18 protein-coding genes and 1 tRNA gene are annotated in these 20,817 nt (G+C 70.5%); 5 read left to right on the forward strand and 14 right to left on the reverse strand.

Annotated features, from left to right (window positions below; genetic code table 11):
• Positions 1–94: 94 nt before the first annotated feature.
• From F4X11_18530 to F4X11_18560, 7 genes are all read right to left on the reverse strand, one after another.
• The gene (locus F4X11_18530; GenBank protein ID MYN67001.1) at positions 95–1,867 is read right to left on the reverse strand and encodes an acyl-CoA dehydrogenase; all 1,773 of its coding nucleotides are present in this window, start codon (positions 1,865–1,867) and stop codon (positions 95–97) included.
• Positions 1,868–1,925: 58 nt separating this feature from the next.
• Positions 1,926–3,110, reverse strand: coding sequence for a thiolase family protein (locus tag F4X11_18535; protein MYN67002.1), 1,185 nt, complete (start codon positions 3,108–3,110; stop codon positions 1,926–1,928).
• A 30-nt stretch (positions 3,111–3,140) separates the two neighbouring features.
• Positions 3,141–3,950 carry an alpha/beta hydrolase gene (locus F4X11_18540; protein ID MYN67003.1) on the reverse strand — a complete coding sequence of 270 codons (810 nt, stop codon included), beginning with the start codon at positions 3,948–3,950 and terminating at the stop codon, positions 3,141–3,143.
• A complete protein-coding gene (locus F4X11_18545) occupies positions 3,950–6,250 on the reverse strand; it encodes a 3-hydroxyacyl-CoA dehydrogenase (GenBank protein MYN67004.1) in 2,301 nt (766 codons plus the stop codon). The genes F4X11_18540 and F4X11_18545 overlap by 1 nt, the downstream gene beginning before the upstream one ends.
• 3 nt (positions 6,251–6,253) lie before the next feature.
• Complete coding sequence (locus F4X11_18550; GenBank protein MYN67005.1) at positions 6,254–6,913, reverse strand: TetR/AcrR family transcriptional regulator; 660 nt, start codon at positions 6,911–6,913, stop codon at positions 6,254–6,256.
• A gap of 150 nt (positions 6,914–7,063) precedes the next feature.
• Positions 7,064–8,065, reverse strand: coding sequence for a tetratricopeptide repeat protein (locus tag F4X11_18555; GenBank protein ID MYN67006.1), 1,002 nt, complete (start codon positions 8,063–8,065; stop codon positions 7,064–7,066).
• Positions 8,066–8,170: 105 nt separating this feature from the next.
• On the reverse strand, positions 8,171–8,821 hold the full coding sequence (locus F4X11_18560) for a hypothetical protein (protein MYN67007.1): 651 nt from the start codon (positions 8,819–8,821) through the stop codon (positions 8,171–8,173).
• A gap of 157 nt (positions 8,822–8,978) precedes the next feature.
• Between F4X11_18560 and F4X11_18565 the strand changes: the two genes are divergently transcribed.
• Positions 8,979–10,154 (forward strand): beta-lactamase family protein, encoded by a 1,176-nt coding sequence (locus tag F4X11_18565; GenBank protein MYN67008.1) that lies wholly within the window; start codon positions 8,979–8,981, stop codon positions 10,152–10,154.
• Positions 10,155–10,274: 120 nt separating this feature from the next.
• Here the strand turns inward: F4X11_18565 and F4X11_18570 are convergent, their stop codons facing one another.
• The 5 genes from F4X11_18570 to F4X11_18590 form a co-directional block, all read right to left on the reverse strand.
• A complete protein-coding gene (locus tag F4X11_18570; GenBank protein MYN67009.1) occupies positions 10,275–10,691 on the reverse strand; it encodes a DUF420 domain-containing protein in 417 nt (138 codons plus the stop codon).
• A 10-nt stretch (positions 10,692–10,701) separates the two neighbouring features.
• Positions 10,702–11,589: a protoheme IX farnesyltransferase gene (cyoE, locus tag F4X11_18575; GenBank protein MYN67010.1), complete on the reverse strand. Its 888-nt coding sequence runs from the start codon at positions 11,587–11,589 to the stop codon at positions 10,702–10,704.
• Complete coding sequence (locus tag F4X11_18580) at positions 11,586–12,569, reverse strand: heme A synthase (GenBank protein ID MYN67011.1); 984 nt, start codon at positions 12,567–12,569, stop codon at positions 11,586–11,588. The genes cyoE and F4X11_18580 overlap by 4 nt, the downstream gene beginning before the upstream one ends.
• Positions 12,570–12,672: 103 nt before the next feature.
• A complete protein-coding gene (locus F4X11_18585) occupies positions 12,673–13,467 on the reverse strand; it encodes a hypothetical protein (protein MYN67012.1) in 795 nt (264 codons plus the stop codon).
• A 109-nt stretch (positions 13,468–13,576) separates the two neighbouring features.
• Positions 13,577–14,980 carry a M23 family metallopeptidase gene (locus F4X11_18590; GenBank protein MYN67013.1) on the reverse strand — a complete coding sequence of 468 codons (1,404 nt, stop codon included), beginning with the start codon at positions 14,978–14,980 and terminating at the stop codon, positions 13,577–13,579.
• Positions 14,981–15,049: 69 nt separating this feature from the next.
• On the opposite strand from F4X11_18590, the gene F4X11_18595 reads away from it, so the two are divergent.
• From F4X11_18595 to F4X11_18610, 4 genes are all read left to right on the forward strand, one after another.
• Positions 15,050–15,124 (forward strand) — tRNA-Glu (locus F4X11_18595).
• Positions 15,125–15,271: 147 nt separating this feature from the next.
• Entirely contained in the window at positions 15,272–16,270 is a 999-nt protein-coding gene (locus tag F4X11_18600) for a proline racemase (GenBank protein ID MYN67014.1), read from the forward strand.
• A gap of 85 nt (positions 16,271–16,355) precedes the next feature.
• Positions 16,356–18,872, forward strand: a complete 2,517-nt coding sequence (gene feoB, locus F4X11_18605; GenBank protein MYN67015.1) for a ferrous iron transport protein B — start codon at positions 16,356–16,358, stop codon at positions 18,870–18,872.
• On the forward strand, positions 18,872–19,081 hold the full coding sequence (locus tag F4X11_18610) for a hypothetical protein (protein MYN67016.1): 210 nt from the start codon (positions 18,872–18,874) through the stop codon (positions 19,079–19,081). Before feoB ends, F4X11_18610 begins: the two co-directional genes overlap by 1 nt.
• Before the next feature lie 36 nt (positions 19,082–19,117).
• On the opposite strand, the gene F4X11_18615 is transcribed toward F4X11_18610, so the two are convergent.
• Positions 19,118–19,690: a bifunctional (p)ppGpp synthetase/guanosine-3',5'-bis(diphosphate) 3'-pyrophosphohydrolase gene (locus tag F4X11_18615; protein ID MYN67017.1), complete on the reverse strand. Its 573-nt coding sequence runs from the start codon at positions 19,688–19,690 to the stop codon at positions 19,118–19,120.
• A gap of 84 nt (positions 19,691–19,774) precedes the next feature.
• Positions 19,775–20,692, reverse strand: a complete 918-nt coding sequence (locus F4X11_18620; protein MYN67018.1) for a VWA domain-containing protein — start codon at positions 20,690–20,692, stop codon at positions 19,775–19,777.
• Positions 20,693–20,817 lie beyond the last annotated feature (125 nt).

The raw sequence follows: 20,817 nt of genomic DNA on the forward strand, positions 1-20,817 counted from the left end.
GTCCTCACTGCCTGTCCTACAAATATATCGCCGATGCTCGGGGAAGCAAGCATCCGGGCATCCGCGAATTCGGCGGCGCGACCGGCCGCGGCCCCTACAAGGGGTACGCGCCCCGTTCCACCGCCGCGTCCGAGAGCCGCCGCCGGAGGCGCACGTCGTTGGCCGGCGTCACCTTCAGGAGCCGGCGCAGGCCCGCGAGGCGCGTCCGCAGCTCGTCGCCTTCCGCCATGGCGGCGAACGCGGAACGGGCCGTCGTCTCGATGCGCATGGCGGCCCCGTCGACGTACGACGCGGCGGCGTCGGCCTGCAGATCGGCGCCGGTTGCTCCGGACGCCGCGGCGGCCCGGGCGCGGGCGACCGCGCTGTCCGCCGCATAGGTGTCGATGACCACGTCCGCCGCGAACGAGAGCACCTCCTGCTGCTCGCTGAGCTTCTGGCCGTAGGTCTGCATCGCGAGGCCGATGACGGCCAGACCGACCTTGCGGAACATGCCGACCGCGGCCGCCGCGGCCCCGAGCGGGCCGTCGGGTGCGGCTGCCGCTCCCGACGGGGCCAGGATCTCGTCCTGCAGCTTCTTCGCCGCCGGGATCAGCGGCAGATCGCCCTTGACGGCGCGCTTGACGAGCATGCCGGGGATGAGCAGCCGGTTGATCTCGTTCGTGCCCTCGAAGATGCGGTTCACCCGCGAGTCGCGATAGTGGCGCTCGGCCGGGTAGTCCCTGACGAACCCGTTCCCGCCGTGAATCTGCACGTTCTCGTCGAGGACGTCATGCAGTGTCTCGCTGCCCGCCACCTTGAGGATCGACGACTCGACCGCGTACTCCTCGAGGGCGCGCAGGATGGCGCCGCCGTCGCCGGGATCGACGCCCTCGAGCGTCCCGTCGATGAGTCCCACCGTCCGGAACACCATCGACTCCAGCGCGTAGGTCCGGGCGACCATCCCGCCGATCTTGTGCTTGACGGCGCCGAAGCTCGCTATCGGCTGCCCGAACTGCCGCCGGCTGGCCGCGTAACGCGCCGATTCGCCGATGGCGCCGCGAGCGCCGCCCACGGTCGACGCCCCCAGCTTGAAGCGGCCGTAGTTCAGGACGTTGAAGGCGACCTTGTGGCCCTTGCCGACCTCGCCGAGCAGGTTGTCGGCCGGGACCCGGACGTCCTGCAGGATCACCGGCGTCGTCGACGAGCCGTGCAGGCCCATCTTGTGCTCTTCCTTGCCGGTGGAGACGCCGTCGAACCCGCGTTCGACGATGAACGCCGTGAAGTGCTCGCCGTCGACCTTGGCGAAGACGATGTAGAGATCGGCGAACCCGCCGTTGGTGATCCACATCTTCTCGCCGTTCAGCACGAAGCTGCCGTCCGCCTGCCGCGCCGCGCGCGCCTTGGCGCCGAGCGCGTCCGAGCCGGAGCCCGCCTCGCTCAGGCAGTAGGCGCCGACGGTCTCCCCGGTCACCAGGGACGGCAGGTAGCGCTGCTTCTGCTCGTCGGTGCCGAACATCCGGATCGGCAGGATCGCGAGGTTGGCGTGCGCGCCGTAGGTGGCGCTGAACGAACCGCACTGGCCGAGGCAGCCCGCGATGACCGCGGCGCTGGCCTTGTCGAGCGCCAGGCCGCCGTAGGCCTCCGGCACGTCGGTCGCCAGCAGCCCGAGTTCGCCGGCGCGTCGCAGCAGCTCGCGGGTCAGGTCCCAGTCCTTCGTCTCGAGTTGCTCGGTGTGGCCGGCGACCTCGTCGGTGAACTCCTGGGCCGTCTGCCGTATCAGTCGGTGCTCTTCGGTCATGCGCTCCGGGGTGAATATCGTCTCCTGCGGCGCCGCCTCCAGGAGCCACTCCCCGCCGCGCGGAACCGTCTCGATTGCGGTGGTGGTCATGATGTCCCTCGTCTCTTGAATTGCCCCGGCCCGCGTGGTCGCACCGCGTGGAACCCGGTCAGAGTCGCTCGAAAATGCCGGCGGCCCCCATGCCGCCGCCCACGCACATGGTGACCATGCCGTAGCGCCCGTTCCGCCGCTCGAGCTCGTGGAGCAGCGTGGCCGTCAGCTTCGCGCCGGTGCAGCCGAGTGGATGGCCGAGCGCGATGGCGCCGCCGTTGACGTTGAGCCTGTCGGGATCGATCGGCAGCTCGCGCAGGCAGGCCAGGATCTGGGCGGCGAAGGCCTCGTTCAGCTCCACCAGGTCGATGTCGTCCAGCGTCAACCCGGCCGTCTTCAGCGCCTTGCGTATCGCCGGGACGGGGCCGATGCCGAACAGCTCCGGGTCGACGCCCGCCGTCGCGTAGGCGACGAAGCGCGCCAGCGGCTTCAGTCCCGCCTGCGCGGCCCGCTCCGCGGTGGTCACGACGACGGCGGCCGCGCCGTCGCTCATCTGCGACGAGTTGCCGGCGGTCACCGACCCGCCGGCGAGAAACGCCGGGCGCAGCTTGCCCAGCGCCTCCAGCGAGGTGTCCGCGCGCGGTCCCTCGTCGCGGTCGAACGTGACGTCCCGCACCGCCGGCGCCTCTCCGTTGCCGTTGGCCGGCTCGGCGATGCTGACCGTCACCGGCACAGTCTCCGCGTCGAAACGGCCGGCCCCCAGGGCCGCGAGCGCACGCTGATGGCTGCGCAGCGCGTAGGCGTCCTGCTCGTCCCGGCTGATCGAGGACTCCCGCGCATGGTTCTCGGCGACCAGGCCCGTGCTGAGATAGACGTCCGGGTAGTGGGCCACGAGCTCGGGATTCGGGGCGATCTTGTGCCCTCCCATCGGCACGAGGCTCATCGACTCGGTGCCGCCCGCCACTATCGTTTCGGCCCAGCCGACCATGATCTTCTCCGCCGCGAAGGCGATGGACTGCAGCCCCGACGAACAGAAGCGGTTGATGGTGACGGCCGACGCCGCGACCGGAATCCCGGCCCGCAGGCTGGCGATGCGGGCCACGTTCATTCCCTGCTCGGCTTCGGGCATCGCGCAGCCGAGGATGACGTCGTCGACCGTTTCGGGCTCGATGCCCTCGGCGCGCCGCAACGCCTCGCGAATCGCGACGGCGGCCAGCTCGTCGGGGCGGGTCGTGCGCAACGTGCCCTTGGGCGCCTTGCCGGCCGGGGTGCGGACGGCGGATGCGATGACTGCGTCTCTCATGGTCTTGACTCGCTGGGTTGCTCAAGTCGATCAGGCCGGTACCCGTACCGCGGCGGGTCTGCCGGCGTGCAAGCGGACGAACTGCGTCACCACGTCGGCGAAGCGCTCCGGACGCGTGACGAGTCCCAGGTGCCCGGTTCGGTCGAGCCGATCGTAGCGCGCGCCCGGGATTGCCCGCAGGTACTCCCGCGTACTCGCGACGTCCACGACCCGATCGAGACCCGGATCGCCGGTCACGATCTGGGTCGGCGCCGCGATGCGGGCGCAGTCGGCCGCGAAATCGAAGCGGTCCGCGCAGCGCGCGCGTTCGGCCATGCAGGTCGGCGCCGCCGGATACCGTGCGACCCGCCACAGGTGACCGGCGATGAAGGGGATGCGCTCGCCGGGCGACGGGAAGGCGGCCGCCAGCTCCGGGTAGAGGCGGAAGCACGACCCGAGCGCGAAGACCGGCGCCATCAGCCGGGGGGCGGCCAGATACCGCTCGACCCTGCATCCGGGCCGCCACGCAGGCGACGGCGTGGAGACGAGCGTCAGGGTCCTGACGCGTTCCGGGCGGCGCGCGGCGTAGTGCAGGGCTATCCAGCCGCCGTAGGACACGCCGCACAACGACACCGGACCGTGAACGCCGGCGCGGTCGAGCAGGGCGTCGAGCCATTCGGTGTGGCGTTCGAATCCGACCGCCGGATCGGTGCCGGCGATGGAGCCGGAGTCGCCCGGCAACGACCCGCTGATCACGCGGCAGCGCGCCGCGAGCGCCTCCACCGCGGGCAGCATCCACTCCCAGCGGCCCTGAATGCCGGGGACGAGCACGAGCGGCGGGCCGGCCCCACGGTCGGTCATCAGTTCCTCAGGGGCTTGCCGGTCTTGAGCACGTGGGCGATGCGTTCCTGCGTCTTCCGCTCGCCGCACAGGCTCAGAAACGCTTCGCGTTCGAGGTCCAGCAACCGCTGCTCCGACACCGTCGTGGCGTGCGGCAGGTCGCCGCCCGCGAGGATGCGGGAGAGGGTCCGTCCGAGGTGGGCGTCGTAGTCGCTGATGCGTCCGCCGCGCCACGCGATATGCACGCCGAGATCGAGCGCCGCGCGGACGCCGGCTCCGCCCACGGGGATGTCGTGGCGCGGCGGCGGCTGATAGCCGGCCCGCGCCATGTCCAGAGCCGTCGCCTTCGCATCGGCCAGCAGACGCTCCCGGTTCATCGTGATGGCGTCCGCCTCGCGCAGCAGCCCCAGGCGCCGGGCGTCGGCGGCGCTCGTCGAGACCTTGCCGAATCCGATGAGCTCGAACGCCTGCTGGATGCAGGGCAGCGGGTCGGCCGCACCCGCCGGGACGCGGGCCGTGAACCGGGCGAGCAGCTCCTTCGTGCCGCACCCGGCCGGGATCAGGCCGGCGCCCACCTCCACCTGGCCCATATAGGTCTCGGCCGCCGCGTGCACGCGGTCCCCGTGGAGCACGATCTCGCAGCCGCCCCCGAGGGCCAGCCCGGCCGGGGCGACGACCACCGGCACGGCGGCGTACCGCAGCCCGACCACGGCCGATTGGAACGTGCGCACCATCAGGTCGATCTCGTCCCAGTTCTCTTCCTGCGCCTCGAGCAGCAGGAGCATCAGGTTGGCGCCCGCCGAGAACGCCGGCGCGTCGTTGCCGATCACCAGCGCGTCGAAGTTCCGGGACGCCTCTTCCACGCCGGCCGTCATCATCGCGACGGTATCGCCGCCGATGGCGTTCATCTTCGAGTGGAACTCGAGGCCGAGCACGCCGTCGCCGAGGTCGACGAGGCTCGCACCGGCGTTGCGTCGGACCGGCGGACGCTGCTCTTTCGCCCGTTGCAGAATCTGCAGGTCGGGTGCGCGCGGGGGGACCGGGCCCTCCCGGAAGCGGACGCTGCTCGCCGCCGGTGGCGCCGAATGCTGCACGGCGCGCACGATCGCGGGCGGCTTCGTCCGCCCGGCCGCCTCCAGCACCCGCTCCACCCCGATGGCGTCCCAGAGCTCGAAGGGTCCGAGCTCCCAGCCGAAGCCCCACCGCATGGCGCGGTCGACGTCGTCGATGGTGTGCGCGATCTCCGGCGCGGCCTCCGCCGCGTACACCAGCGTCGGGGCGAGCGTGGCGCGCAGGAACTCCCCGACGCGGTCGCGTCCCTCGAACAAGGTCCGAATCCGCTCGCCGCGGTCGTCCATAGCGGCGGCGGCGTCCAGCGCCGGCAGTCGTGGCGGCCGGCGGGCGCGGTAGTCCATCGTGCCCGGATCCAGCGTCAGAATCTCGCTGCCGTCGCCGGTCTTCTGCTTGCGGTAGAAGCCGCCGCCCGCCTTCGATCCGATCCAGCCCCGCTCGACCATGCCGGCGACCAGCGGGGGCAGCGCGAAGGAGGCGCGCTCGGCATCGTTCTCGAGGCGCTCGGCCAGGTTGGCCGCCACGTGGGCCAGGATGTCCAGACCCGCGATGTCCAGTGTGCGAAACGTCGCCGAGCGGGGCCGGCCGATGACGGGGCCGGTCATCGCGTCGATTTCCTCGATCGTGTACGCGCCGCCCGCGAGCTGTTCCAGGATCCGTGCGACGCCGAACATGCCGATGCGGTTGCCGATGAAGTTCGGGGTGTCCTTCGCGACGACCACGCCCTTGCCCAGCGCGTGATCGCCGAACTTCACCATGGCGTCGAGCAGGGCCGAATCCGTGTCGGCCGTCGGGATGACCTCGAGCAGCGGCAGATAGCGCGGCGGGTTGAAGAAGTGGGTGCCGAGCCAGTGGCGGCGGAAAGCCTCGCCGCGCCCGTCCGCGAGGCTGGCGATCGGGATCCCCGACGTGTTGGAGCTGACGACGGCGTGTGCCGCGCGGTGCGGCTCGACCCCGGCCAGCAACTCCCGCTTCACGTCCAGCCGCTCGACGACGGCTTCGAGGATCCAGTCGTGCTCGCCGACGCGCTCCAGATCGGTGTCGAACCCGCCCACGGCGATGCGCCGCGCCGTCTCCGGCGTGAAGAACGGGTCCGGTCTCAGCTTGCGCGCACGCTTCAGCCCTTCGCGGGCGGTCGCGGCGTCGAGATCGAGGAGGAGCACACGGAGGCCGGCGTTGGCGGCATGGGCGGCGATCTGGGCGCCCATCGCGCCCGCGCCGAGCACGGCGATGGAGTGTATCCGTTGCATCGTTCAGACCGTTGGCTGCGCCTTCATTCCATTGACCAGCAGATCGATGACCGGGTCCGCGTCGTCGACCAGCCGGTGGTCGCGGTTGCTCAGCACCCAGTTCGTCACCATCTCGTCGAGTGCGCCGAAGATGGCCTTCGCCGCCAGCGTCGCGTTGAGGTCGGTCCGGAACACGCCAGCTTCCTGCGCCGCACGGACGGCGTCCCGCAGGTGATCGAGATACGTTCGGAGCTGGGCGGCCGAGAAGCGCTCCATGAACTTCGTGGACTGCCGCAACTCGACCTGGAACACGATCGCCAGGTCGCGCCGGCTGCCGAGACCGCCGAGGTGCACGCGCGCGAGGCGGCGCAGCCGCTCGACCGGATCGGTGACTCCGGTGAGCGCGCGGTCCGCCTCTTCGAGCGCTCGCGTCATCGACTTCTCGAAGATCGACGTCAGCAGGTCGTCCTTGCTCCGGAAGTAGAGATACACGGTCCCGGCGGCGACCCCGGCCTCCCGCGCCACGTCCGCGACCTGGGCGTTGAAGAAGCCGCGGCGGGCGAACACGCGCGTGGCGGCGTTCAGAATCGCGGTCCGCTTGTCGCCCGCGCCGGGCTGCCGGCGAGCCGGGATCCCGTGTTGCGCGCTCGCGCCGGACGGAACCGTCTGTGAATGAACGTTCATTCAGTAAAATTCTGCAACGACCGTCGCGGAGTTGTCAAGGGGGCGACAGTGCCGTGTTTCAAGGAATGACGGAAACGTGCACGCGGTGCCGGATTGCGGCACCGCGTGCGACGAGGAATGTGCGGATCCTCCCCCCGGCGGGGGGCGGCGCTAGGGCAGTGCGTTCAACGTAGCCTGGGCCTGCGCGGTCTCGGCTGCGGACGTCGGATCGTCGACGTCGATCGTGCGCTGGAAAAACTCCTTGGCGGTGTCCATGTCGCCCTTGTTCAACGCGACGAGGGCGAGCTTGAAGAGGGGCTTCGCCCAGCTTGGATCGACCATGTTCGCCCGCTCGTACCATTCGGCCGCGCCGTCCACGTCTCCCTGGGAGAAGGCCTGCTCGCCCTGGTTGTAGAGATCCTCGCGCGAGGCGGAGAGGCTGGTTGCGGCCTGCTCGAGCAACTGTCGGTCCGCCGCATCCGCCGTGCCGGCTGCCAGGCGCACCCTGGCGCGGGCGACCTGTACGGTCTGGTTCTGCGGGTCGGCAGCCAATGCGCGGTCGTACGCCGCGATGGCGGCATCGGTCTGCTGCAGTTGCGCATAGGCGTTGCCGATGTTGAAGTGCAGGTTGCTCAGTGCCGGGAGCTGAGCGAGAACGGTCTCGTAGCCGGAGATCGCCTCCTGGTAGTTCCCGCCGTTGAAGGCCCCGTCGGCAGACGCAATCTGCGCGTCGATCGCGTCGAGGTCGATCCCGGCGACCGCATCGTCGCCCAGCATCTGCGCCAACGGGTGGCGGATGCGAATCAGCTCGAAGTCGATGGGCGCGTTCCGTGTCTGGGTGATGTTCGAAGGACCCTCGCTCGGCGAGTAGCCTCGCGGCGACCCGTTCCGCTCGCCGCAGGCGTCCGTGCAGTCAGCCCGGAACATCCATTGTCCGCTCACCAGTCCGATGATGGCGAAGTTCCCGTCGTTCCCGGTCGTGGTGGTGAACTCCGTAGGATTGGCATTCGGATTGGTAGCCGTAATCCGGGCGCCGGCCAGTGGGTTCCCGTTGTCGTCCACGACCTGGCCGACCACGCGCCCCTGGCCCTGTGCGGCTGCCGAACCGGCAATCGCGAAGCTCAGGGCGAGACCGAACGTGCAAGAGATGGTGTGTTGCAGACGCGGGCTCATGTCATGCTCCTGTGTGTCCCGGAACGCCCCGGGAGATTGCTCGCCGAAGTATGTCGAATGCGATGGGCGCCCCCTCCGCGCTCCGGGCGCGCGGAATCGGTTGAGCTACCGGTCCTCGCCGGCCTGGAGCGCTGCGATCGCGCCCTGGGCCTCGACGCTCGCGGGGCCGCCGGCCGGAACCGCACGATATGCCGCGAGCGCGCGCGCGCGGTCGTTCTTCTCGCGGTAGGCATGTCCTATCTGGACGTGCAGACCGGTGAGCCCGGGCACATTCTCCAGCACCGACTCGTATGCTTCGATGGCGGCATCGAAGTCGCCGCGGTCGTAGAGCGCGTCGGCGGCGTCGAGGGCTTCTTCCAGCTCGTCACCCCGGAGGTTGGCCAATACGCCGGTCGACGGCGCGGGCGGATGGAGCGGGTCGGTCTCCATGACGAAGTTCACGCGCCCCGTGCCCGAGCCCCGAACGTTGGCGAATCCCTGAACCGGCTCGTAGCCCCGCTGCCGGATCAGAAACAGCCAGCGTCCCCGCTGCAGGCCGATGAAGGAAAAGCGGCCTGCGTCGTTGGTGGTCGTGTCGATGCGGCGCTGCCACTCCGTGTTCTCTCCCACCACCTCCGCGCCGACGATCGGCTCGCCTTCGACATCGCGCACGGAACCCGTGACCACGCCGGTCTGCGCGGACGCGACCGCGGCGAGCGACGTCAGGAGCAGTGCTGCGACGACCGTCGCCGTCACGCTGATTGCGGAACGTGGCATGGCGTATTCCTCTTGGCCTGATGGTGGCTCCACCGGCGACGGGGGGAGTGCGACGCCCCGCGTCCGCCCGGAGCGAACCAACAGTATACACTCGGATCCGGTCCGACCGATGCGCTCGATTCGCCTTCGCCTGATCCTTTTCGGAGCACTCGCGGCGATGCTCGTCGCGCCGCCGGCGCCGGCCGCGGCGCGGTCCGCTGTTCAGGAACGCGAGGGCCCGGCGCCGGCACTCGACGCGGCACGTCTCGCGCGAATCGATGCCGTCGTCCGGGATGCGATCGCGGCCGGGCAGTTGCCCGGCGCGGTGGTGCTGGTCGCCCACGCTGGCCGGACCGTCTACCGGCAGGCGTTCGGCCACCGCGCGGTGAGTCCGGTGCGCGAACCGATGACGGTCGATACGATCTTCGATCTCGCCTCGCTGACGAAGGCCGTTGCGACCGCTCCGAGCGTGATGGTCCTCGTGGAGGAGGGCGTCGTCCGGCTGCGAGACCGCGTCGCCCGCTACCTGCCCGGATTCCAGCGCCACGGCAAGGACGCCGTCACCATCGAGCACTTGTTGACGCACGTATCCGGGCTGCGGCCCGGCCTGCCCCTCGAGGAGGAGTTCGAGGGCACCGGCGAGGCGTTGCGGCGCGTGTTCGCCGAGCGCCTCGAGGCGCCCCCGGGCGAGGCGTTCATCTACAGCGACCTCAACTTCCTGCTGCTCGGCGAGATCGTCCGGCGGGTGAGCGGGACGCCGCTCGACGTCTTCGCGGCGGAGCGGTTGTTCGTTCCGCTCGAGATGCTCGACACATCTTTCCGACCGGGTGGCGATCGCGTAGCGCGCATTGCCCCAACCGAGGCGTGCACGCCCCGCGGCTGGCCGTGCGGCGGACCCGGGGCGGTCATGCTGCGGGGCACCGTGCACGATCCGACCGCGCGGCGGATGGGGGGCGTGGCGGGGCACGCCGGATTGTTCGGCACGGCCGACGATCTGGCTCGTTTCGGTGCGATGCTGCTTGCCGGCGGCCGAGCGCCGTCCGGCGCCGCGCTGCTGTCGCCGCTCACCGTGGCCCGCATGACGAGGCCTTCGACGCCCGCACGCCTGCAGGACGTGCGCGGGCTCGGCTGGGACATCGACTCGCGCTACTCGAGCAACCGCGGGGATCTCTTCGCCCGCGGGTCCTACGGCCACACCGGTTTCACGGGAACCTCCATCTGGATCGATCCGCAGACGGAGACCGTCGTCGTCTTTCTGTCGAGTCGAGTGCATCCGGACGGGGGCGGCGACGTGGTCCGCCTGCGCGGCTTGGTGGCCACCCTCGCCGCGGCGGCAGTCGGCGTGGCGCGGTAGCGCCCCGAAACGCCTCGCAGGCTCGGAATCTCGGCCCATCCCCCCCCCGCTCCACGACCTTGCGCCGCAGAACTTCGCTTCGCTTCGTTCTGCCGCGCAAGCCCCTAGCCGGCCGGTCGCTCACATCCGGTACAGCATCCAGTAGACGATCACGCCGGTCACCGACACGTACAGCCAGACCGGCAACGTCCAGCGGGCGATCGCCGCATGGGCCGCGAAACGCCCGCGCAGCGCGCGGATCAGGGTCACGAGGGCCAGCGGCAATATGAGCGCCGCAAGCACGATGTGGCTGATCAGCACGGTGAAGTACACGAAGCGGATCGGCCCCTGTCCGGTGAATGCCACCGAGCCGACGTTGAGGTGGTAGACGACGTACGAGGCCAGGAAGAGGGTCGAAGTGGCGCAGGCGGCGAGCATGCACGCGCGGTGCTGCTCGGTCCGGCCGGTCCTGATCAGGATGTAGCCGGTCGCCAGCAGCGTGGCCGAGACGGCATTCAGCGTGGCGTTCACACCGGGCAGATCGGTGACGTCGAGCACGCGGGCGGCCTCAGGGTGCGGGGGTTGCCAGCAACGAGATCCAGAAAAACGGCAGATACACCAGCGAACCGACGAAGAGGGCTCGCGCCCGCGCCTCGCAAGGCTGCGCCAGAAAGCGGATGGCCAGGGCCAGGAAGAGCGCGCCCAGGGCGCCGGCGATCATGACATGCTGCGGCCCCGCCATCCCGGCCGCCGTCGGGGCCAGGCTCAGGGGGATGAGCGCCGCGGTGAAGAGGAGCGCGTGCAACGCCGTGCGCCGGCCCTCGGGGTCCCGAGTGGCCACCAGGGGCAGGCCGGCGCGGCCGAAGTCTTCCCGGTAGAGCCAGGACAGTGCGTGGAAATGCGGCAGTTGCCAGAGGAAGACGATGCCGAACAGGATCCACGCCTCCACCGTCAGGGCGCCGCGCGCGGCGGTCCAGCCGATCACGGGTGGCAGTGCGCCCGGCACGGCGCCGATCAGGGTGGCCCACGCGGTCCTCCGCTTGAGCGGCGTGTAGATGCCGGCGTAGCTGATCAACGTGGCCAGGGCGACCAGGGCGGTGAGCGTGTTGACGCGCAGCGCGAGCTCGATCAGGCCGGCCGCGCTGAGTGTCGCGGCGAAGAGCCGGCCCTCGGTCGGCGTGAGACGGCCGGCGGCCATGGGGCGCAGCCGGGTGCGCAGCATCACTTCGTCGATGTCCCGCTCGGCGACCTGGTTGAAGGCCGCCGCGCCGCCCGCCACCAGCGCCGACCCGACCAGCACGTGGAGCGCGACCGCGAGGTCGGGCGCCGCGGCGCCGAGGTAGTAGCCGACGCCGGCCGTCACCACCACGAGCGAATTGAGCCGCGGCTTCGTGAGCGCCAGGTAGTCCGCAATGCGGTTCGACGTCGCCGGCATCGTCGCCGCATCGCTCTTCACGCCCGCGCCTCCGAGCCTGCGCCGATCGGCTCCGCCGCGTCGCTCGACGCCGGGCGGACGTCGGCCCCGGCGTCCGCGAACCGCTCCCGGTGCACGCGTAACGCGAGCACGACCGACGCGGCGAACGCGACGGCTCCAACGGCCACGTGGGCGGTGTTCACCGCCACCTGCCGGCCGCTCAGCACGGTCCAGGCGCCCAGGCCCACCTGCACGAGCACGAGCGCGGAGAGCACGAGCGCGGGCCGCGTCAGTTCACGTCGTCCCGGATGATGGAACAGCAGGTGTCCTGCTGTCGCGATCACGATGGTCGTCACCACCAGCGCGCCCACGCGGTGGGCGAAGTGGATGGCGATGCCGGTGGTCCACTGCGGCGGAACGAGGTGTCCGAAGGCGAGCGGGAAATCGGGAATCGCGAGGCCGGCCCCGGTATGGCGCATCGTCGCGCCGATCAGGATCTGTGCATAGATGACCGCCGGCGCGGCCAGCGCGAGCCGCGCCAGGACAGGATCGTTGCGTGCGCCGCACGCGTCGGGACCTGTACGCCAGCCCGGCGAAGTGAACAGCGTCAGGCTCACCACGAGCGCAAAGAAGATCTGCGCCAGACCCGCGTGGCTGATGGAGACGGGAGCGGGCAGAAAGTACAGGACAGTTATCCCGCCGAGCAGCCCTTGTATGACGACCGCCGCCAGCGCGGTCCACCCCAGGCGGCGGACCCAGCGTCGCGGCTCGATGCACGCCAACCAGAAAGCCAGCCCGATGGTCAGCAGACCGACCGTGCTTGCGATAAGACGATGGCCGTGCTCGTAGAAGATGCCGCCCACCATCTGCGAGAGGGGGAAGGCGAACATGAAGGTGCCGTAGGTGTTCGGCCAGTCCGGAACGGCCAGCCCGGAACCGGTGCTGGTGACCAGGCCGCCGGCCACGATGAGCAGCAGAGACGCCGCGACGACGAACCTCAGATAGAAGTGCAGCCAGCGCATGAGCGGCGGCCGCGCGGGGCCGCGACGGAACGTACCGGGCCGGGGCGCCCGCGACCGAACGACCCCGACCCGATCGATTCCCCAGGTGTCGACCGGTTCGAAACTAACCGACGGTGAACGTGAACGAAACGTTGGCGGTTGCGCCGTCGCCGACCGTCACGTTCTGCGTCTGCTCACCCAGCATCTCGTGCCATGCCGCGATGACGTAGTTTCCGGCCGGCAGGTTGCCGATGTCGAACCCGCCGTCGGGGCCCGTCGTCACGAAGTACGGATGGTCGAGCACGCCGACGTAGGCGTTCATCCAGCCGTGCACGTCGCACTTGAAGGGCACCATCGGCGAACCGTCCAGGGCGACCTCGACCTGGTCGAACGTCCGCTCCATCGACATGCCCTGAATCGGCTGGCCCGTGTTGAACTCGGGGTTGACGGCCGGCGTGGCGTGGATGTTGTGCAGCGTGGGATCGGAGTTGGTGATCTGCACGGTCTGGCCGACCTGCACGCCGAAGATGTGCGGCGTATAGCGGCAGCCCTGCTGGTCGAGGACGACGGTCTCGCCGGACGCGGGGTACGACCCCGATAGGCCTTCCTTCACGTACACGAACACGTTGCCGAGCCCGCCGCCGTCGCCGACCACGTAGTACTCCGTCTCGGTGTTCGTCGCCTCCTTGACGCAGACCGGATCGGAGTTCATGCGGATGGTCTCGGGTGCGGGAGGTTCGCCCTCGATCGTGATCGAGCCGCTCACGGTGCTGGTGCCGGTGGCTCCGACCGCGTTGGCGGCGGCGCCGCCCCCCTCGGGGACGATGGACACGGGCGGTACGTCCGAGCGCGAATTGCATGCGCCCGCGACCGCGATCGCGGCGAGCGAGACGAGGATCCAGAATGTGCGGTGTCGCATCGAGCTTCTCCTGCGCGGATGTGAGTACGGGCTCAGACGGAACGGCACGCGAGGGTGCGTTCCCCGGGTTCCTTGCGAACCCTTCGATTATAGCAGTCCGCCGCGCGGGTCACCTGGGCGCCGGCGCGCCGGCAACCTCGCGCAGCTTGCGCAGCACGCGGTCCTCGATCCAGTGCTCGTCCCACCATTCCATGGGGGTCACGGGTCTGCCCTGCAGCAGCATCGCGAAGTGCAGGTGGTCTCCGCCGGCCAGCCCGGTCTGCCCGCTCAGGCCGATCTGCTCGTCGCGCTCGACCGGCGTTCCCGCCGCGACGTCGACCGACGACAGGTGGGCGTAGAGCGACTGGAGCCCCATGCCGTGATCGATCACGACGCAGCGGCCGTAGATGCCGAGGTACTCGGCGAAGACGACGGTTCCTGCGTTCGCCGCACGTACCGGCGCGTTCGCGGTCGATGCGAGATCGAACCCGAGATGTACCTGCTGATCGACCTCGTTGCCGTCGTAGAGGTACGTCCGATGGTCGGCGAAGCCCGATTCGACCTGCGAGTTGGCGAGCTGCCGGAACGGACCGCTCCAGAGCTGGCGGGGAGCCGTGTCCGCGGCCAGCGTCCTGATGGCGGCCCGGTTGCTCTCACGGAGCTGCCCGTTGATGAGCAGATAGATCTGGAGCAGCTCGGGGGGCGGCGTGGAGTTGTCGGCGTGCTCGCCGGCCAGCTCCGGCGACTGTGCCACGATGCCGGGCACGACGCGGCGCAGGAAGCCGTCGCTCAGGGGGATCCGCGAGCGGCGAAAACGCCGTTCGAAGACCCGGTGCGCGAAGTCGGCCGTCGCTTCGTTGCCGGCCCGGTCCCGCGCGTACAGCTCGATCGGCGTACCCAGGTCCTGGTCGTGGAGCAGCGCGAAGTACGCGATCCGCAGGTCGTCGCGCCCATCGATTCCGGCGCCAGCCGCCGGGTAGCCCGGGTACTCGACGTCTCCGACGCGGACCCCCGACCCGGCGTCCGCGGGGGTCACCCGGTAGACGACGAGCTCCGAGCCGCCGTGCCTGACGTGGTGCAGCGTCGACAGCGGCGTCAGGCGGGGCGGCGTGAGGCGGATGGTGACGTCGACGGCGGTCTCCGACCCGCTCTCGCGCAGCCCGAACAGCACCGGCCTGGTCGCCGCGACGACGATGCGCGCCGGGCCCTCCGTCAGGTCGGGGTGCGTCTCCCGGTCGAACGTACGCGCGATGCGCAGGCGGTCGTCGGTCTCCTGCTGCAGCGCGGCGCCCGCCGGATCGTCGAGGGAAAAGAGCGGGTGGACGGTTCCTTCCTGCTCGATGTGCGCGGTGAGCGTGAGGAACTCGGCTCCAGGCGTCTCCGCGGTCGCGACGAAGGTAGCCGTGCGCCCGACGAACTCGCCGGGTTGCACGATGGCGAGGGCCGGGCCGGCGACCTGCCCCGCCGAGATCCAGGCGGCGGCGGCGGCACCCAGCGCCAGACCGGCCGTGAGCCCGAGGGCGGCGCGAATCACGCGTCCATGATAACGCCCTTCGTTGACGGTCGAAACGGCGGGTTGCTAAAATAGAGGGACGGTCGACGTGGCGGTATCGTCTAGGGGTTAGGATACGTGGTTCTCAGCCACGGGACCGGGGTTCGAATCCCCGTACCGCTACCATCCCACACCCGTCGTTCCTCAACATCGGCAGTCGGGCGCGAAGGCTACGATGAGGTCGTCGCCAAGATCGTCTCCGGCGGCCGGGGATTCTGCCCTACCTCCGGCCCCGCCGGCCGTGCCGATGGCGTCTGACAGGCGGTGCGCCCGATGACGCGACGTGTCAGGACGATAGACGCGCATGCGGGGGGCGAGCCGTTGCGCCTGGTGGTCGAAGGGTTCCCCGCTCCGGTCGGGGCATCGATGCTCGACAAGCGGGCATGGGTGCGTCGCCGCCACGATGGCGTCCGCCGGGCCCTGATGCGCGAGCCGCGCGGGCACGCCGACATGTACGGCGCCGTGCTGACGGAGCCGGTGTCGGCCGGTTCCCACGCCGGCGTGCTGTTCATGCACAACGAGGGCTACAGCACGATGTGCGGGCACGGCGTCATCGCGGTGGTGAAGATCGCCATCGAGCAGGGACTGCTGCAGCTCGCGGATCCCGGCGCGGACATCGTGCTCGACACGCCGGCCGGCACCGTGCGGGCGCGCGCTGCGCTCGGCGAGGGCGGCAGGGTCGAGGCGGTGTCGTTCGTCAACGTGCCGTCGTTCGTGCTGCGGGCGGGGATCCCGGTCGACGTGGACGGCCGCGTCGTTCCGGTCGACGTGGCGTTCGGGGGCGCGTTCTACGCCATCGTCGACGGCGAGGCGGCCGGCGTGCCGATACGCGGCGAGCAACTGGCCCGCCTGCGCGCCCTCGGCGGGGCGATCCGGGACCGCATCGACAAGGCCGTCGACGTCGTGCATCCCGCGGACGCCCGCCTGCAGGGGATCTACGGGACGATCTTCACGGGGCCGCCCGACGCCGAAGGGGCCCACCTGCGGAACGCGACCGTCTTCGCCGATGCGCAGGTGGACCGTTCCCCGTGCGGCACCGGCACGTCGGCGGTCATGGCGGTCGTCGACGCGATGGGGCTGCTGGATGCCGGCGGCCGCTTCGTGCACGAGAGCCTCATCGGAACGACGTTCTCGGGAGCGGTCGAGGAACGGACGTCGGTGGGCGACCTGCCGGCCATCGTGCCGCGAATCGAAGGCCGCGCCTGGATCACCGGACACCACGAGTTCGTGCTGGACGACGAGGATCCGCTCCGCGACGGCTTCTTGCTGTAGACTTAGGCGAAAATGAGATCGGGTCGCATTCCCGGGGGCTGCCCGGGGAGGGCCACGGTCCCAGACATATTCGGGAGGCGTCAACGTGCACCAGGGCCTCCGTACGCTCGATCAACTGCCGATCGGCCAGAGTGCAGTCGTACATCGCATCGACTGCGAGCGCCGCGTCGGCGGCCGGCTCATGGAGATGGGTTTGCTGCCGGGCACGCGGATCGAGATGGTCCGCCGCGCCCCGTTCGGCGACCCGCTGGAGATCCGGCTGCGCGGTTACCTGCTGAGCCTGCGGTCGGCCGACGCCGCCGAGGTCTCGCTGGCGCCGCTCGACCAGGTGGACCCCGGAGACGATGGCGAGACGTCGGGAACGCCGTCCCGCTTCGATGCCCATTCACCGCGTGATGCGGCCCCGAGGGCGCGGGTTCCGCGCGTGCTCGTCGCCGGCAACGCCAACTCGGGCAAGACCACCATCTTCAACGCCCTGACCGGCGCGCGCGCCAAGGTCGGCAACTATCCCGGCGTCACCGTGGCCCGGTCGTCGCGGGAGATCGAGCTTCCCGACGGGGCCCGCGTCGAGCTGGTCGATCTGCCCGGCACCTACAGTCTCAGCACGCACTCGCCGGACGAGCAGGTCGCCGTCGACGAGGTGCTCGGGAGGCGCGGCGAGGCGCCCGACGCGGTGGTGGTCGTCGTCGACGCGGGGACGATAGAGCGCGGCCTCTATCTCGTCCTGCAGATCATCGAGACCGGCGTGCCGGTCGTGGTCGCGCTGAACATGGTCGACGAGGCGGCGGCGGCCGGCGTGACCGTCGATGCGGCCCGGCTCTCCGACTGGCTCGGCATCACCGTCGTGCCGACGGTCGGCTCGACCGGCGAGGGGCTGGACGACCTGCGGCGCGCCATCGGCGGCGCCATCGAGCTGGCTCCCCGCGGCGACGTCGCGTGGACCGGATTTCCCGTGGCGGTGGAGAAGGCGGTATCCGAGGTGGAGGGGACCCTGCACGGCGGGGCGTTCGACCGGACGCCGGCGGCGCGCCGGTCCTGGGCCGTCTGGTCGCTGCTGTCGCACACCACCGACGAGGACGACGTCGAGGGGCTGCCGGCCGTTGCCCGGAAGACCGTCGACGATCTGCGCCTGCGGGCCGCCGGCGAGCAGGTGAACCTGGATCAGGAGGTCATCGGCGCGCGCTACCGGTGGATCGAGACGGTGGTGGCCGACGTGCGCCGCGTGTCGTCGGCAGAGGGCGGCAATCGCGGCTGGACGGATCGCATCGACGGCATCCTCACCCATCGCTTCTACGGCATGGGGGTCTTCGCCATCGTCATGGCCCTCCTGTTCGAGGCGCTGTTCGCCTGGTCCGAACCTTTCATCGGCGCTATCGAGTCGGCCACCGCGGCACTGCAGACGGGGGTCACGGCGGTCCTGCCGGAGGGGCCGCTGCAGGACCTGATGGTCAACGGCGTCATAGCAGGCGTCGGCAACGTCGTGGTGTTCGTGCCGCAGATCGCGATGCTGTTCCTGTTCATCGCGGTCCTGGAGGACGTCGGTTACCTCGCGCGCGTCGCGTTCGTCATCGATCGGTTGATGGGCCGCGTCGGCCTGCACGGCAAGGCGTTCGTGCCGATGCTGTCCGGGTTCGCCTGCGCCATCCCGGCGGTCATGGCCACCCGGACCATCGAGAGCCGCCGCGACCGGCTGATCACGATGCTGACGCTCCCGATGATCTCCTGCAGCGCCCGGCTGCCGGTGTTCGCGCTGGTGACGGCGGTCGTCTTCGCGGGCGACGCGCGCGTGCTCGGCCTGTTCAGCGCCGGCGCCGTGGTGCTGTTCTCCATGTACGCGCTCTCGGTGGGTGCGACGCTGGGGGCCGCGGCGGTGCTGCGCCGGACCGTGCTCAAGGGGCCGCGGCTGCCGCTGGTCCTGGAGCTGCCGCCGTATCGCATCCCGCTGTGGAGCAACGTCATGCTCGTGACGTGGCGCGGGCTGCGGAAGTTCCTGGTCGACGCCGGAACGATCATCCTGACGATGACGATCATCCTCTGGGCGCTGCTTTCCTACCCGCGCAGCGCCGAGATCGCCGAGCGGTACGCGGACCTGAGGGCCGACGTGGAGGCGACGGTGGTCGACCCGGACGCCCGCGCGGAGGAGCTCGCGTTGCTCGACGGCCGCGAGGCGGGCGAGAGCCTGGAGTACAGCATCGCCGGAAGGGTGGGGCGCCTGTTCGAGCCGACCATGGAGCCGCTCGGCTTCGACTGGCGCATCGGCGTCGGCATTCTCGGCGCGTTCGCCGCGCGGGAGGTGTTCGTCTCGACGCTCGGCATCGTCTTCGGCATCGCGGACGCGGACGAGGAGAGCCAGTCGTTGCGCACGTCGCTGCAGGAGGCGACGCACGCGGACGGCTCCCCGCTGATGACGCCCCTGGCGGGTGTCTCGCTGATGGTCTTCTTCGTGTTGGCGTGCCAGTGCATGAGCACGATCGGCGTCGTCCGGCGCGAGTCGGGCTCGTGGGGCTGGCCGGTGTTCATGTTCGGCTACATGTCGGTGCTTGCGTACGGCGCATCGCTCCTCGTCTACCAGGTGGGTTCTCTACTAGGGTGGGGGTTGTGATGGACTGGCAGGAAGCGGCAGTGGCGGCCATCGTCGGGACCGCCGTCGTGTCGCTCTACCGGCACCTGCGGGGCATCTTCGCGCCGCCGAAGCGCGGCGGCGGCGCGTCCTGCCACGGTTGCGGCGACGAATGTGCGTCGGAGGAGGGCGGCCGGCCCGCCGGGCCGGCGCGAAACGTGCCGCCGGACCTGACCGGTACGATCCACTGACCGCGCCGGCTCCCCGCCGCGCCGTCCGGCGGCGGTCTATTCGCGGCCCTCGAGCGCACTGGCCGCTTCGAGAAAGGCGTCGAGCCGCCGCCGGTGCTCCTCCAGTATGGCGTGGCGCCAGCGCTCCGCGGCCAGATCGTAGACCGCGTTCTGGTACCACTGCATCTCGTCGAGGCCGGCGCTGAACGCGTGGAGGAAAGCGGCGCCGCGGGACTCGATGCCCACCACCATCTTCGTCAGGTTGTGAATCTTGTCGGCCGAGGCGACGGCCAGCGAGCCGAGCCGCGGCGTCGTCCGGAGCTGTTCCAGGTAGGCCAGCTTCCGAGTCTTCCAGCGCGCCGGCCTCGGCGGTTCCGAGACGTCCTGCACCATGCGCAGCACCGGTTTCCCGAAGCGCGTCTCGATCACACCCGGATCGAGGTCGGTGTCCTCGAGCGTGTCGTGCAGCAGCGCCGCGACGACGGTGTCCTCGTCGAGGCCGAAGTCCGCGGTGATGAGCGCGACCGACAGCGCGTGGGACGCCTCGAATCCGCGGCCCTCCTTGCGTCGGCGGAGGCCGTGCGCCTCGAGCATCGTGGTGACGGCGTGCTCGACGCGGGCGGAATACATGGGTCGACGTGTCGCGGGCGACAGGTAGCGGGCTCTCGAGACCTGGGTCGGCGGCCGGTGATCGGCAGCGTCACCCACGGGCGGTCAGGGACCGTCGTTGGTGGCCGTCGGTGCGGCGTAAGAGCGCCGCGCCCGCGCCTCCATTCCGCGCTGCCTGATGCGCACCTCGATCTCGTGCCTCCGGCCGTCGCGCTGCGGCGTGAAGCCGATGACGTACTGGCTGTGCAGCTCCTGGGCGACCCGCGTGAAGGTCGGCCCCAGATCGGCCGCCTCGGTCAGCTCGAAGTAGCCGCCGCCGGTCTCTTCCGCGAACCGCCGCAGGTTGCGGTCCGGACGCGTCGTCACGAAGCGCGCCCCGTTGAAGTAGTTGCTCTCGAAGCCGATGGAGTAGATCATCACCTCGTCCGCGATGGCCCGGTTGAGCACGTCGCGGGAGCTGGCGTCGCTGTCGGTGTCGTCGCCGTCGGTGAAGAGCAGCACGACGCGCCGGCCGGGCACGTCCGCGAGCGCCTCGAGGGCCGTTGCGGCGGCGTCGTAGACCCGCGTCGAGTTCCCGAAGTCGAGCCGGGGCAGCCAGCGGATCAACTCGTCGCGGTCGCCGATGAACTCCGCCGGTTCGATCTCGACCTTGTCGTTGAACGCGCCGACGCGCGCTCGGTCGAACGGCAGCATCCGGATCAGGAACTGCTCGGCCCCGGCCATCAGGCGCCGGCGGTTCAGGTCCATGCTCGCGCTGGTGTCGAGCATGACGACGACCGTGATGGGGCGCACGTCGTTCTCGAACAGCACGATCTCGGCCGGCTCGCCGTCGTCGAAGACCGCGAAGTCCTCGCGGAGCAGATCCGGCACGAGGCGGCCGTTGCGGTCGGTGACCGTGACGAACAGGTCGACCAGTTGCGTGCCGCTCCGGAACAGGGGCTGCTGCTGCGCCGTGACGCCCGCGCCCGCCAGGAGCAGTCCGGCCAGGACCGCCAGAACCGCGCACGTTCGTGTAGAAGGCATGGGCGCAGCTTACCGCCGACTGACCGCCAGTGCAACGAAAGTGCAACTGATTGGCCGCCGGGTGCAGTGTCTCGCCGCGGATGGCGCGCGGCCGGTCGCGCGTTCCGGCAATCCGGCCGCCAGGG

This window comes from Acidobacteriota bacterium, assembly GCA_009861545.1.
Classification (GTDB): domain Bacteria; phylum Acidobacteriota; class Vicinamibacteria; order Vicinamibacterales; family UBA8438; genus WTFV01.

Excerpts from the sequence above, each read along its gene's own strand:
- F4X11_18550 (MYN67005.1), bottom strand. The coding sequence starts at position 6,913 with ATGAACGTTCATTCACAGACGGTTCCGTCCGGCGCGAGCGCGCAACAC.
- F4X11_18615 (MYN67017.1), bottom strand. The coding sequence starts at position 19,690 with ATGTATTCCGCCCGCGTCGAGCACGCCGTCACCACGATGCTCGAGGCG.
- F4X11_18585 (MYN67012.1), bottom strand. The coding sequence starts at position 13,467 with ATGCGACACCGCACATTCTGGATCCTCGTCTCGCTCGCCGCGATCGCG.
- F4X11_18600 (MYN67014.1), top strand. The coding sequence starts at position 15,272 with ATGACGCGACGTGTCAGGACGATAGACGCGCATGCGGGGGGCGAGCCG.
- F4X11_18555 (MYN67006.1), bottom strand. The coding sequence starts at position 8,065 with ATGAGCCCGCGTCTGCAACACACCATCTCTTGCACGTTCGGTCTCGCC.
- F4X11_18540 (MYN67003.1), bottom strand. The coding sequence starts at position 3,950 with ATGACCGACCGTGGGGCCGGCCCGCCGCTCGTGCTCGTCCCCGGCATT.
- F4X11_18620 (MYN67018.1), bottom strand. The coding sequence starts at position 20,692 with ATGCCTTCTACACGAACGTGCGCGGTTCTGGCGGTCCTGGCCGGACTG.
- F4X11_18535 (MYN67002.1), bottom strand. The coding sequence starts at position 3,110 with ATGAGAGACGCAGTCATCGCATCCGCCGTCCGCACCCCGGCCGGCAAG.
- F4X11_18560 (MYN67007.1), bottom strand. The coding sequence starts at position 8,821 with ATGCCACGTTCCGCAATCAGCGTGACGGCGACGGTCGTCGCAGCACTG.
- F4X11_18610 (MYN67016.1), top strand. The coding sequence starts at position 18,872 with ATGGACTGGCAGGAAGCGGCAGTGGCGGCCATCGTCGGGACCGCCGTC.
- F4X11_18565 (MYN67008.1), top strand. The coding sequence starts at position 8,979 with ATGCTCGTCGCGCCGCCGGCGCCGGCCGCGGCGCGGTCCGCTGTTCAG.
- F4X11_18545 (MYN67004.1), bottom strand. The coding sequence starts at position 6,250 with ATGCAACGGATACACTCCATCGCCGTGCTCGGCGCGGGCGCGATGGGC.
- F4X11_18580 (MYN67011.1), bottom strand. The coding sequence starts at position 12,569 with ATGCGCTGGCTGCACTTCTATCTGAGGTTCGTCGTCGCGGCGTCTCTG.
- F4X11_18530 (MYN67001.1), bottom strand. The coding sequence starts at position 1,867 with ATGACCACCACCGCAATCGAGACGGTTCCGCGCGGCGGGGAGTGGCTC.